The organism is Mesorhizobium sp. B2-4-13, assembly GCF_006658535.1.
Taxonomy (GTDB): domain Bacteria; phylum Pseudomonadota; class Alphaproteobacteria; order Rhizobiales; family Rhizobiaceae; genus Mesorhizobium; species Mesorhizobium australicum.
Genome location: NZ_VFVB01000003.1, coordinates 461,482 through 474,844 on the forward strand (window position 1 = coordinate 461,482; position 13,363 = coordinate 474,844).

Consider the following 13,363-nt stretch of genomic DNA (forward strand, 5'->3'; position numbering starts at 1 on the left):
GCTCGCACCCTGCCGGCACCGGCTCACGTCGCTTCGCCGACGGAAGCGTCCATTCCCATGGCTTCCTCGGAAATGTCGTCGAAGGAAGCGTAGTTCATGTTGTAGAGGCGGGCGTAAAGACCTTTTCTCTTCATCAACTGTTCATGGTTGCCGCTTTCGACGATCTCGCCATTCTGCAGCACGATGATGCGGTCGGCGCCCCTTATGGTCGCCAGCCGGTGCGCGATGACCAACCCGGTGCGCCCTTCGAGCAGCTTGATCAATGCCTTCTGGATCAGCATCTCGGTGTAGGAATCGATGCTGGCGGTGGCTTCGTCGAGCACCAGGATCTTGGCGTCGGCCACCAGCGCCCGCGCGAAGCTGATCAACTGGCGCTGGCCGAGCGAGAGATTGCCGCCGCGCTGCTCGAGTTCGGTGTCGTAGCTGTCGGGCAGTTGCTCGATGAAGTCGTGCGCGCCGACGGCCTGTGCGGCGCGGACCACCTCTTCGCGGCTGGCGCCGGTCTTGTGATAGCGGATGTTCTCCAGCACCGTGCCGGAGAACAGGAACGGCTCCTGCAGCACCATGGCTACCTGATCGCCGAGCGAATCCTGCGTCAGGTCGCGCACGTCATGGCCGCCGACCAGGACCTCACCCGACCAGACATCGTAAAAGCGGTGCACCAGCGCCATCGAACTCGACTTGCCTGATCCGGTCGGCCCGACAAGCGCGACCGTCTCGCCGGGATTGACGCGGAAGGAGATGTTCTTCAGCACCGGCTGGTTCGGCCGGTAGCCGAAGGTGACATTCCGGAACTCGACCGAACCGTCCATGTCGCGCGACAGCGCCACCGCATTTTCCTTGTCGCTGACATCCACGGGCACGTCGAGCACTTCGGAAATGCGCTGGCCTGACGCCATGGCGCGCTGCATGACGCTGTATTGCATGGTGAGCGAGCGGATCGGGTCGAAGAAGCGCTGGATGTAGAACAGGAACGCCACCATCACGCCGATATCGAGACTGTGCGACAGCACCATCGACCCGCCGACGACGATCACGGTCGCCATGGCGATGCCCGTCAGTGTGTCGACGATCGGCACCATCACCTGCGCATATCTCGCCGACCGCAGATGGGCGTTGAGATTGGCCAGCACCTTCTCGTCATAGAGATCGAAATTGACGTGCTGGCGCTCCAGGCTCTGCACCGTACGCACGCCGTGGATGCCTTCGGCCAGCGCCCCGTTGGCGATGGAGTTGGTCTCGTGCGCGGCCATGAAGGCGACCTTGGCGCGCGGCAGCCAGAACAGGCGCACGATGAACAGCGCCGGCATGGTCGACAGCGTCAGCAGCCCGAGCCGGAAGTCCAGCCACAGCAGGACGGTGACGATGCCGAACAGAAGCACGATGTCGCCAACCGACATCACGGACGTTTCGAGGAATTCCTGCATCGAATTGACGTCGCCCTGCAGGCGCGACATCAGCCGGCCGACCTCGGTCTTGTCCATGAAGCCCAGGGAGACACGCTGCAGGTGGCTGAACATGGCGCGGCGCAGGTCGGACAGCACGTTCTCCGCCACCTTGCCGACGACGCTCTCTTGGACATGGCTGGCGGCGTAGTTGATGAGGATGATCACGGCAAAGGCGGCGATCGCGGTGATCATCACCGAACGGTCGAGCCTGCCTGGCGCCATGCCGTGATCGATGGCGTAGCGGATGACCAGCGGGATCGCCAACTGCGTCAGCGTGAGCACCAGCACCGCCGCGACCGAGATGAAGATCCGGCCCCGATATGGTCTGACGAAGCTCCAGATGCGCCTGACGATGCGTGGATCGTAAGCCTTGCCGAAGACCTCTTCCTCATCGCGGTGCGAGCCGACGACGGCCTTGGTCGGGCGTCGGCTTGTATCTTCCTTCTCGTCGTCCTGCGTCGACATCAGGCGGCTCCCTCGAGCCGATCGTCGTCCGGCCGCAACTGCAGGTCGTAAAGCGCGCGGTAGCGTCCGCCGAGCGCCAGCAATTCCTCATGCGTGCCGCGCTCCACGATCCGCCCGCCCTCGACGAACAGGATCTGGTCGGCATGCATCAGCGAACTCAGCCGATGCGAAATGATGAGCGTCACGCGATCCCTGGCGAAGCGCTTCATCGCCGCCCGGATCCGCTGCTCGGTGCCGGCGTCGACCGCGGCCGTGGAATCGTCGAAGACCAGCACCGATGGTCTTAGCATCAGGCTGCGCGCGATGGTCAGGCGCTGCCGCTGGCCGCCGGAAAGCGAGGCGCCGCGTTCCCCCACGACCGTGGTGTAGCCGGCCGGAAGCCCGATAATGTAATTGTGCAGCTGGGCATACTCAGCTGCCTGGCCGATGCGGGTCTCGCGCGCCCAGGGATTGCCGTAGGCGATGTTGTTCTCGATCGAGGTGGTAAACAGGAACGCATCCTGCTGCACGACGCCGACCGCCTTGCGCAGCGATTGCAGCATGACCTTGCGGATGTCCTGTCCGTCGATGGTGATCGCGCCCGAGGTCACGTCGTAGAAGCGCGGGATCAGGTGCGCGATGGTCGACTTGCCGCTGCCTGGCGGCCCGACGATGCCGACGGTCTCGCCGGGCCTTGCTTCGAACGAAACGCCGGAAAGCGTCGGACGCTCGCCCGCGCCCTCATAGCGAAAACCGACATTGTTGAAGCGCAGCACGCCCTCGGCGATGACGAGCTCCCTGGCGTCGGGCGCGTCCTCGATGTCGAGCTCAGCGTCGAGCAGTTCGAACAGCCGCGTGCCGCAGGTCGAGGCGCGCGCGAAGGAGTTGACCATCAGGCCGAGCTGGCGCACCGGCATCTGCAATATGGTCATGAAGGTGAGGAACTGGGCCAGCGTGCCGACGCTGATCTGACCCGCGATCACCTTCTGGCCGCCGAACCACAGCACCAGGCCCATGGCGGCAAGGAAGGAAAAATTCATGGCGCTGGTGTTCGAGACGCGGATGTCGACACGCTCATTGGCGAGGTCCAGTGCGTCCCGTTTGGCACGGTCGAATTTTGCCAGCTCATGCCGTTGAGCCGCGAAGGCGCGCACGACACGGATGCCGCCGAGATTCTCGTCCATCACCCGGCTCAGCACCGACAGCCGCTCCTGCAGCGTCAGCCAGGTGCTGCGCAGTCGGAGCTGCGTCACTGACGAGCGCCAGGCAACAAATGGCACGAAGCTGAGGCTCAACAATCCGAGCACGAGATCGGTGCTGATCAACAGATAGGCGCCGACACCGATCAGGACGCCAAGCAGCACCACGCGCAGGATACCGGTCGAAAAGAACATGCGCACGCCGTCGAGGTCGAGCAGCCCGAGGGTGATGAGATCGCCGGTATGGACCTTGTCGTGGAAGGAAAAGCTCAGCCGCTGGATCTTCTCGTAGAAGGCGAGCCGCAGCTCATAGCCTGTCCGGTGGCCGACGGCTTCGCCATAGTAATTCTGCGCCATGGTGAAGAGGCCGCGCAGGATGCTGACGACCAACAGCGTCAGCGCCGTATTCCACAGCGCCCGCTCGGCCGCGGTGCCGGCGCCCGCCGCCATCACCCCTTGCGCCTGGTCGATGGCGCGCCCCAGGAGACGCGGAATGAAAAGCTGCAGCGTCGCCGCGATAAAGGTCGAGATGAGGGTGATGGCAACCTGCCAGGGATGGCGCAGCGTCATGCGCACGATGCGCAGCAAGGTGCTGAGGCCCTTGCCCCAGGAGGCTTCCGCCACATGGGCAAATGATTTGCCGCGCTTGGCCGCGCTGGTCGCATCAGTGTGCAAGGAAATACCAGACCAATCCGGACATTAGCCCGAACGAATGTAGCAGACTCAATCAGATAGCGCGATTTTACGCGCGTCCGACCTGCCCGTTCAAGGGACCAATGGCGGCATCGCACTGTACCTGAAACCGGCAAGATCGTGTCGCAACTCGCCGCTGGTCTGCCGCCGGTGATCGATCTCGCGCCGTTCCCGGCGGATAGGTTCTGATTATTCAAAGCCTGCCGGACCAGCAGGACTCCGCTCTTGCACGAAGGAAACCGACGTGATCGCAAATGCCGACACCCGCGCCGTTGAACCGGTCGATCCGCAACGCGCCTACACCGTGCTGGTCTGCGATCTGATCGGCCTGCGCTTCGACGCCGACGGAAAGCCCGACCCGTCGGAGGTGCGTGCGCATATCGAAGCCAAGGGCGGCCGCTTTCATACGGCTGCGCTTGGCGACAAGGCCGCTCTCGAATCTGGCCGCGTGCATTTCTTCTATCAGCCGGACCTCAGCACCCGCGAAGAGCTGATCGAAGTCGCCGGCGATGGACGCTATGATGCCGTCATTGCCGCCGCGACCTTCCTGCCCGCCGAAACCGTCTTTCCGCTCGCCGGCGTCCGCATCGGCGCCGGCACCGGCAATATGGGTTCGCATTCCTGGGGCGGCAGCAGCGGCGAAGGCGGTACGGCCGTGCTGATGAATACGCCCGGCATCAACAGCCGCGCCACGGCGCAGATGGTGATGAAGGCGATCCTGAAAGTGCTGCCGGATCTCCCGGTTGACTTGCTTCACAACCGGGTGGCGCGTGGCGCCTTCGACACCGGCAGGGAGCTGCGCGATTTCCCGACCGAAAAGCTCGAAGACAAGACGATCGCGATCGTCGGCTACGGCAATATCGGCAGGGAGGTGGCCAAACTTGCCCGGGCCTTCGGCATGCGCGTGGTGATCCACGCACGGCCCCGGCATCGGGACTGGATAGAGGCCGAAGGCTTTGTCTATGCGACGGACCTCCTCGATGCGGCTGATGGTGCCGATGTGTTGAGTGTTCATGTCGGCCTGGGCAAGCAGGATGCGCAGACCGGCCGCTACGCCAATGCCGGGCTCATCGGCGCGGATGTCCTGTCGCGCGTGAACAAAGGCGCGGTGCTGGTCAACTACGATCGCGGCGAGCTTGTCGACGTTGCGGCCCTCGGCGAAGCCTTGTCCTCGGGCAGGGTGCGTCATGCCGCGATCGATGCCGACCTGTTCAAGGATGCCGCGACCGGTCGCCTTTCCGGACCGATGCTGCCCTATCTGGGCCTCGTCGAGAAGCACAGCGGAAAACTCGAGCTTCTGCCGCATGCGGCAGCCGATACGGATCATCCCTCGCGCGTCGCCGGCGCCAAGCAGGCCGTCGACCAGATCTTCGATGTCATCTGCCGAAAGTCGGTGACGAACGCAAAAGGTAGCGTGCCGCCGGCCTATCTTTCCCTTGGAGCAACCACGCCTCCAGGCATTGGATTGGTGACCTCCGGCCAGCTCTTGAAACTGACCGCTAGCGAATGTTCCGAGCTGGCGGATCTCTGCGATCGGCAAGGCCGGTTGTGGATGGCTCTCTCCGATAACTCGCCTGCCGAGCGAGGCGCCGTTGTCGCCGAGCAGGGCGAGGACCTTGTCCGGTTGATCGACCGCTTCTGCCTTCTGGCCGAGAACCTCAATCTCAGGGGACCTTCCCAGCGATAAGCCGGAACTCAGTCTCGGGGACCAGCCACCATCCAGGCGACCCGCGTCATGTCCGCGCTCATCTCGCGGTCGTCGTCGAGCGGGCTGACGAGCGCACGCACGGCGGCGTAGGTGCGCCGTGGTCCTTCGCCCATACTGTCGACGACGCCGCGCAACTCCACGCCCGTCGCCGCGAAGATCAGCTCCATCGCAACGAGATAGCGCAGGCGTTCGACAATCTCGGCTGTCTTGGCCACCACCCGTGGTGCCATCGACGACTGGTCCTCGATCCCGTCCGATACGGCAAGCGGGCTGAGCGACATCGGGTTGGCCAGATGCCGGATCTCGGCCTCCAGCGCGGCAAGCGGTTTCTGCAATTCGGCGTAGCCTTGGCGGCTGCCGCCCCTGGCCGACAGGAAGCGCGGCAGTTCCGCCACCGTCGGCGACATCAGCTTCATGCAGCGATTGGCGGTGCCCACGGCGCAATGCGCAAGCGCCTGGCCGAGCTGCTCCCAGGCCAGCGTCATCGCGGTGAGGTCGAAATTGCCGTTCGAGACGACGCGTCCGTCCTCGGGTAGGATCACCGGGTTGTCGCCGGAATGGGCCAGTTCGATCTCCGTTGCCAGCTTCGCCTGTTCGAACGCATGCAACAGGCCGCCCCACACCTGCGGCACGCAACGATAGCTGAGCGGATCCTGGAGCCGCCGCGCGGCGTTCTCCCTCCAGAGCCCGCTTCCAGCGAGTTCCGCCCGCAGCCGTGCCCCGATCTCCCGCTGGCCGAACGCCGGTCGCGCCGACAGCGCAGCTTCATCGATGGCGGTGAGTGACGAGCGGAACGCTTCGTGGTTGAGTGCCACCGCGGCCAGCGACCAGTCGATGAGGTGGGCGACATCCTCCAGGCAGAGGCAAGCCGTGCCGGTCGACAGGCTGTTGGCGACGATGATGGCATGGCCGTCCTTCTCGCGCAGGTCGAGCCGTTCGAGCCCGGCGAGCGCGAGCGCCTCGGCCGACGGCATGATCCTGCCCTGGAACTCCGTCTCGCCGTCGCCGCGCAGCCCTCGCGCCATGTGGCCGAGATGGGCAAGGTCCGCCGCTCCGATCGATCCCCAGGTCGGGATCACCGGATGGACGCCGGCGTTGAGTGCCGCCACAAGGCCCATCACCACGCGTTCGGAAGTGCCGGTGCCGCCGCCGGCCATTCCCGAAATGCGCGCGGCCATCAGCGCGCGGACCGCCTCGGTGGGAAGGGCCGGGCCGATGCCCATGCTGTGGCTGAGCGGCACGCTGTGCTGGAAGGCGATCAGATCGGCCTGCGCGAGCGGCGTGTCGACGCAGGCGCCGAGGCCGGTGGTGACGCCGTACATCGGCTTGCCTAGTTGCGTCAGCTGCTCGACGAGCGTGCGGCTCGCCCGGATGCGGCGCATCGCCTCCTCGCCCAACATCAGCCGCGCATTGCGCCGCGCGATCTCGGCGACATCCTCGATGCCAAGCGGCTTGGCGTCGAGCAGTATCATTCGGGCTGTCATGTCTCGCCTGTATCCCGTGACCGTATGCCCGGGCCGACGGCGCGGCGGGCGTCACCGTTTGTGGCGGCTTGCCGGCTGGTCTACAAGCCATTCCGATCGTGGCAGCAGCAGGCGAGGGGCGCTTCAGGCGAAATGCAGGTTTCGGCAGGTCACCTCGCGACGGCGTCGGGCACCACCACCAGCTTGCCGACGAAATCCTTGGCGATGAAATCGGCCTGCGCGTGGTGGAAATCGGAGAGTTTGTAGACGCCGCCGACAAGCGGCCGGATCTTGCCCTCTTCGATATAGCGAACGATACGGCGGAAGTCCGCGCGCGTGCCCTGGCTCGATCCGTGCAGCTGCAACTGTTTCAGATACATGGTCCTGAGATCGAGCTGGACGACCGGACCTGCGATCGCGCCGGCCGTGGTGTAGCGGCCCTCCGGCCTCAGGATGCGCAGCAGATCGTTGAAGATCGCGCCGCCAACGAGATCGGCGACCACATCGATCGGCTGGCCGCCCGTCGCCTCTGTCACGGCCTGCGGCAGGTCCGCGACACCACGGGTGATGACCGCCTCGGCGCCGATGTCGAGCACCGCCTTTTCCTTGCCCTTGCCTACGACAGCAAAGGGAATGGCTCCACGCGCCCGCGCCAGTTGCACGATGCCGGAGCCGACGCCGCCCGACGCGCCGGTGACCAGCACGCGCTCGCCTGCCTTGAGCTTGGCCCGTTCCAGCATCTGTTCGCCGGTGAGATAGGCGCAGCAGAAGGTGGCGAGTTCGACGTCGCTCAAAATGGTGTCGACAACATGCGCGTTGTCGGCCGGCACGGTCTGATACTCGGCATAGCCGCCGTCGCGGCCATGGCCCATATAGTCGATGTCGGCAAGTGAATCGTCGTCGCGGTTGTAGATGGAGAAATCGACCATCACCCGTTCGCCGATTCGATCGGACGAAACGCCTTCGCCGACGGCGACGATGGTGCCGACAGTGTCGGTGCCCTGGATGCGCGGGAAGGTCAGCGTGTTGCCCTGGCGGCGCCAAGTCGAAACGGCGGCCGCGTCCTCTTCGGTGCCATAGGCGCCCTGGCGCACCCAGACATCGGTATTGTTCATGCCGCAAGCGGTGACTTTCACCAGTACTTCCCCTGACGCAGGCGCGGGCACTTTCACATCGGTTCGGTAGACGAGCTTTTCCGGTCCGCCGTGCCCGGTGAGCAGCACGGCGGCCATGGTGGCGGGGAGGGTTTTGGTCATGACATTCATCGGTCGTCTCAGAGATTGGCAAATACGCTGTTCACGGCATCGGCGGTCTTGGCCACCACGATGTCGGCTTCCTCTCGGGTCAGGCACAGCGGCGGCGCGAAGCCAAGAATGTCGCCCTGCGGCATAGCGCGGCCGATGACGCCGCTCGCGGCAAGGGCCGTGGCAATTTGCGGCCCGATCTTCAGCGAAGCATCGAAGAAGACACGGTCGTCACGGTCTTTGACGAATTCCACTGCCGCCAGCATGCCGTCGCCGCGCACCTCACCGACGTGTTTGTGACCCCCGACGGCCTTGGCCAGTTCGGCACGGAAATAAGCGCCGGTCTCGCCGGCATTCCGCACCAGGTCCATCTCATCGATCAGTTCGAGATTGGCGACGCCGGCGGCAACGCAGATCGGATGCGCCGAATAGGTCCAGCCATGGCCGAGCGAGCCGAGCTTGTCGGAGCCTTGCACCAGCACCTGCCACATCTTGTCGGCCACGATGACGCCCGACAGCGGCGCATAGGCCGAGGTCAGGCCCTTGGCGATGGTGATAAGGTCGGGCTTCATGCCGTAATGGTCGGAGCCGAACATGGTGCCCAGCCGGCCGAAGCCCGTCACCACCTCGTCGGCGACCAGGAGCACATCATACTTCTTCAGCACCGCCTGGATCTTTTCCCAATAGCCGGCGGGCGGCGGCACGATGCCGCCGGTGCCGAGGATCGGCTCGCCGATGAAGGCGGCGACGGTTTCGGGCCCTTCGGCGAGGATCATCTCCTCGAGCTTGTCGGCGCAATGCTGCGAGAACTGCTCCTCGCTCATCAAGCGGTCGGCGCGGCGGAAATAGTAGGGCGCCTCGGTGTGCAGGATCGGCGCGCGCGGCAGGTCGAAGGCATTGTGGAAGAGGTCCAGCCCGGTCAGCGAGCCCGTCATGACGCCCGAGCCGTGATAGCCGCGCCAGCGCGAGATGATCTTCTTCTTCTCCGGCCGCCCCAGCACATTGTTGTAGTACCAGATCAGCTTGATGTTGGTTTCGTTGGCGTCGGAACCGGAGAGGCCGAAATAGACCCTCGACATGCCCTTCGGCGCGCGGTCGATGATCATCTTGGCGAGCGTGATCGACGCCTCGGTGCCGTGCCCGACATAGGCGTGGTAATAGGCCAGGTTCTTCGCCTGGGTCGCGATTGCATCTGATATCTTCTGGCGGCCATAGCCGACATTGACGCAATAGAGGCCGGCGAAGGCATCGATGCTCTTCCTGCCATTGTTGTCCCAGACGGTGACGCCTTCACCGCCGGCCATGATCCGCGTCGGCGATTCACCGCGTGCGTGCGTGCCCATATGCGTTGAGGGATGGAAGAAATGGTCGCGATCCCATGCGGCGAGTTCGTTGGATTGGTCGAGCATTTTTTAACTCCTTGAAAGAGATCCGGGTGCGAGCCTACGCCACATCCAGGCAAAGGTATTTGAGGTCGGTGAAAGCTTCTAGCCCGTGGCGCGAACCTTCGCGGCCGATGCCGGACTGCTTGACGCCACCGAACGGGATCGGCGCGCCGGTGATCTTCACACGGTTGATGGCGACCATGCCGTAGTCAAGCGCGCGGCCCATGCGCTGCTGGAGCGCGCCGTTCTCGGTCACCACATAGGCGACCAGGCCATATTCGGTCGCATTGGCGCGTGCGATGACTTCGTCCTCGCTGTCGAAAGGCGTGACGGCGGCGACCGGACCAAAGGTCTCTTCGCGCATGATCAGCGCGTCGTCGGCGACATCGGCCAGCAGCGTCGGCTGGTAGAAGAGCGGTCCGGCCTGATGGCGCTTGCCGCCGGCGAGGCAACGCGCGCCGAGGACCACGGCGTCGGCGACCTGTTCCTCGACCTTCTTGACGGCGCGCTCATGCATCAGCGGCCCGATGTCGATGTCATCGGCCAAGCCATTGCCGGCCCGCAGCGCCTCGACGCGCTTGGCGAAAGCGGCGCAGAAGCGGTCATAGAGCGGACGCTGGACATAGATGCGGTTGGCCGCAAGGCAGTCCTGGCCTGATGTGGCGAATTTGGCGTCGATGGCAATGGTCACCGCTTTGCTGAGATCGGCATCGGCAAAGACGATCAGCGGCGCGTGACCACCAAGCTCCATCACCAGCCGCTTCATCGTCGGCGCGCTTTGGGCGGCGATCAGCCGGCCGATCTCGGTCGAGCCGGTAAAACTCATGGCGCGCACGCGCGAATCTTCGCACATGCGTCCAACGATCGTCGCGGCCTTGCCGGTGACGATGTTGAAAACGCCGGCCGGCAGTCCGGCGCGTTCGCCGAGTTCGGCCAGCGCCAGCGCCGAAAGTGGCGTCTCAGAAGACGGATGGGCAACGATGGTGCAGCCGGCGGCAAGAGCGGCGGCTGCCTTGCGGGTCAGCATCGCCGAAGGAAAATTCCACGGCGTGACCACGCCGACGACGCCGAGTGGTTCGCGCCGCACCATCATTTCCGCGTTCGGCAGATGGCTGGTGACGCTCTCGGCGTTGAGGCGTTTTGCTTCCTCGGCATACCACTCGATGAAAGAGGCGGCGTAGTCGATTTCGCCAAGCGACTCCTTGAGCGGTTTGCCCTGCTCAAGCGTCATCAGCAAAGCGAGGTCGTCTTTCGCTGCGATGATCAGCTCGAACCATTTTCGCAGGATTTTGGAGCGCTCCTGCGGCAGCAGCGCCCGCCAGGCCGGAAAGGCGCGCGCGGCGGCGTCGATGGCTTTTGTCGTCTGGCCGGCATCGAGCGCTGCGACGAAGGCCACGGTGGTGCCGGTCGCGGGATCGGTGACCTCGAAACTCTCGGCCGCCTCGCTTGCCGTCCAGTGGCCGTCGATATAGGCGAGTTCGCGCAGCAGCCGGCGGTCGGCGAGCCGGTCGAGCGCTTCGTGGCGATGCGAGCGGGCGAAATGCGCGGACATGGTCAAAGCCTCCCGGTTCGGTCTGATGCGGGGAGACTACCCATCACCGGCAGACAGAGAGGCTGTTTGGATGCTTGAGCGTAGAGAGAGTCTCTCTATTGCGGCGAGGGGGCAGTCGATCTCTCCGGTCTAGGTCGACGCCGGCAGCAGGTCCGCTATCGGCAGCGCGATGTCATCCTTCACCGTCTTGATGACGATGTAGGTGAAGTAGCGGTCGATGCCGATCTCGCGATCGAGCAAGCCATCGACCAGCCGCTGATAGGCGTCGATGTCGCGCGCCATCACCTTCAGCACATAGTCGACGCCGCCGCCCACCGACCAGCAGGCGACGATCTCAGGAATGTCGCGGACGACGCGCTCGAAGCGGTCGAAATCGGCCTGGCGATGGCTGGCCAGCGTCACCTCCATCAGCACGGTGGCGACTGGCGCCACAACGCGCATGGCGATCCGGGCATGATAACCCGAGACGATGCCGGCCTTTTCCAGCTTGCGCAGCCGCATCCAGCACGGCGTCGGCGACAGCCCGACTTGCTCGGCCAACGCCAGCTTGGTGATGCGTCCATCACGCTGGATGGCGTCGAGGATTTTGAGGTCGATCGCGTCGAGTTTCGCAGCAGTCATCAGCGCTCACTTTTTCGTCGATCGTACCATGACGGCGCATTATTTCGATTGTCAATTGCACTGATTTCGATCTCTAATAAGTCATGACATTGTGGCACCCTGATCCCGCGCTCATCCGGCGGCCGGCCTATCAATCGTTGGCCGACCAGTTCGCGCGCGCCATCCACGACGGCCGCCTCGCCAACGGCACGCGGTTGCCGACCCACCGCCGCCTGGCCGACGACCTCAAGCTTTCAGTGCAGACGGTCAGTCGTGCCTATGAGGAACTGATCCGGCGCGGCCTGATTTCGGGCGAGATCGGCCGCGGCAGCTTTGTGCAGACGCAGCGCCGTGAACCGGAGCCGCCTTATCTGCCGGAGCGCCTGGGTGAAGTCATCGACCTGTCGATCCTGAAGCCGGTCTGCGAGCCGATGCACCTGGAGCGGATGAAGCAGGCGCTGGGCTGGCTCGCCGAAAACCTGCCTTCGAGTTCGGCACTGTCGTTCCGGCCAAACATGGTGTTCCCGCGCCACCGTGCCGTGGCGGTCGAATGGCTGAAGCTGTGCGGGCTGGACGCCTCCGCGCAGAACATCAGCCTCACCAATGGCGCCACGGCCGGCATGACGGTGGCGCTGATGAGCGTGGCGCCGCCCGGCTCCACCGTTGCCACCGAGGCGATCGGTCATCATACGCTGGTGCCGCTGGCGCGCTATCTCGGCTTCAATCTTCAAGGCCTGCCGATCGACAGCAATGGCCTGATTCCGGAAGCGCTGGACGAAGCCTGCCGGCTGTCCGACATCCGCGCCGTCTTCGTGCAGCCTTCGGTAATCAATCCCACGGCAACGCTCATGGATGCGGAGCGTCGCGAGCAGATCGCGGCGGTGGCGCGCAAGCACGACATCGCCATCATCGAGAACGACGTGCTGGGTCCCTTGGTCGAGGATCGACCGCCGCCGGTCGCCGCTTTCGCGCCGGAACGGACGCTCTACGTCACCTCCTTCACCAAGATCACCGTGCCCGGCCTGCGCATCGGCTATCTCGCCGCGCCCGATCGCTACGTTGCCGCTGTCGCCAACCGGCATCTAGTTTCGAACTGGATGGCGACACCGCTGGTGGCCGAGATCGCCACCAAATGGGTGACCGACGGCACCGCGATGGAGCTGGTGCGCTGGCAGCGCGCGGCGTTGCGGCGGCGACAGGACATCGCGGGCGAGGTGCTGGCCGGCGTCGACTACCGTGCCCGTCGCGACGGGTTGCATATCTGGCTGCAACTGTCGGCCGACCGTTCCGAGGAAAGCTTTGTCGCCCAGGCTCGGCTGCAAGGCGTGGCCATTGCGCCGGGCACCTCCTTCCGTATTTCGGATACCCCCTGGCATCCGGCGGTGCGCATTTCGCTGGGTTCGACCACCGAGGGGGAACTGCGCGCAGGTCTCGGCGTTGTCACCAAGCTCTTGCTTGGCGATCCGGAGCATCTGCTGCTTGCAATCTGAGCATGCCACCCAATACACCAGGGCGTTCTGACATAGGCATGCCCAAAAAGCCGGCTGGGATCGACCAGAGAATGTGCGCAATCAGAATAATTGTCATGATATTATTTTCCCAATTGACATGATTTGGCGCGTTCCGC

The 13,363-nt window shown here is 64.5% G+C and carries 9 protein-coding genes; 2 read left to right on the forward strand and 7 right to left on the reverse strand.

The annotated features are described in order from the left end of the window. Positions 1-23: 23 nt before the first annotated feature. Both FJ936_RS10275 and FJ936_RS10280 read right to left on the reverse strand, forming a co-directional pair. A complete protein-coding gene (locus FJ936_RS10275; RefSeq protein WP_181171367.1) occupies positions 24-1,913 on the reverse strand; it encodes an ABC transporter ATP-binding protein in 1,890 nt (629 codons plus the stop codon). Next, on the reverse strand, positions 1,913-3,766 hold the full coding sequence (locus tag FJ936_RS10280; RefSeq protein ID WP_140791520.1) for an ABC transporter ATP-binding protein: 1,854 nt from the start codon (positions 3,764-3,766) through the stop codon (positions 1,913-1,915). Before FJ936_RS10280 ends, FJ936_RS10275 begins: the two co-directional genes overlap by 1 nt. A gap of 262 nt (positions 3,767-4,028) precedes the next feature. Here FJ936_RS10280 and FJ936_RS10285 point away from each other — a divergent pair, with 262 nt between their 5' ends. Next, positions 4,029-5,471 (forward strand): NAD(P)-dependent oxidoreductase, encoded by a 1,443-nt coding sequence (locus FJ936_RS10285; protein WP_140791522.1) that lies wholly within the window; start codon positions 4,029-4,031, stop codon positions 5,469-5,471. Positions 5,472-5,479: 8 nt separating this feature from the next. Here FJ936_RS10285 and hutH read toward each other — a convergent pair whose 3' ends face one another. The 5 genes from hutH to FJ936_RS10310 all read right to left on the reverse strand — a co-directional run bounded on the left by hutH (position 5,480) and on the right by FJ936_RS10310 (position 11,757). Then, positions 5,480-6,976, reverse strand: a complete 1,497-nt coding sequence (hutH, locus tag FJ936_RS10290) for a histidine ammonia-lyase (RefSeq protein ID WP_140791524.1) — start codon at positions 6,974-6,976, stop codon at positions 5,480-5,482. 149 nt (positions 6,977-7,125) lie between these two features. Then, a complete protein-coding gene (locus FJ936_RS10295; RefSeq protein ID WP_140791526.1) occupies positions 7,126-8,220 on the reverse strand; it encodes an alcohol dehydrogenase family protein in 1,095 nt (364 codons plus the stop codon). 8 nt (positions 8,221-8,228) lie between these two features. Next, the gene (locus FJ936_RS10300; protein ID WP_140791528.1) at positions 8,229-9,608 is read right to left on the reverse strand and encodes an aspartate aminotransferase family protein; all 1,380 of its coding nucleotides are present in this window, start codon (positions 9,606-9,608) and stop codon (positions 8,229-8,231) included. Positions 9,609-9,642: 34 nt separating this feature from the next. After that, the gene (locus tag FJ936_RS10305; protein WP_140791530.1) at positions 9,643-11,136 is read right to left on the reverse strand and encodes an NAD-dependent succinate-semialdehyde dehydrogenase; all 1,494 of its coding nucleotides are present in this window, start codon (positions 11,134-11,136) and stop codon (positions 9,643-9,645) included. Between the two features lie 129 nt (positions 11,137-11,265). After that, positions 11,266-11,757, reverse strand: a complete 492-nt coding sequence (locus FJ936_RS10310; RefSeq protein WP_140617495.1) for an Lrp/AsnC family transcriptional regulator — start codon at positions 11,755-11,757, stop codon at positions 11,266-11,268. Between the two features lie 83 nt (positions 11,758-11,840). On the opposite strand from FJ936_RS10310, the gene FJ936_RS10315 reads away from it, so the two are divergent. Next, positions 11,841-13,226, forward strand: a complete 1,386-nt coding sequence (locus FJ936_RS10315) for a PLP-dependent aminotransferase family protein (RefSeq protein ID WP_140617494.1) — start codon at positions 11,841-11,843, stop codon at positions 13,224-13,226. Positions 13,227-13,363 lie beyond the last annotated feature (137 nt).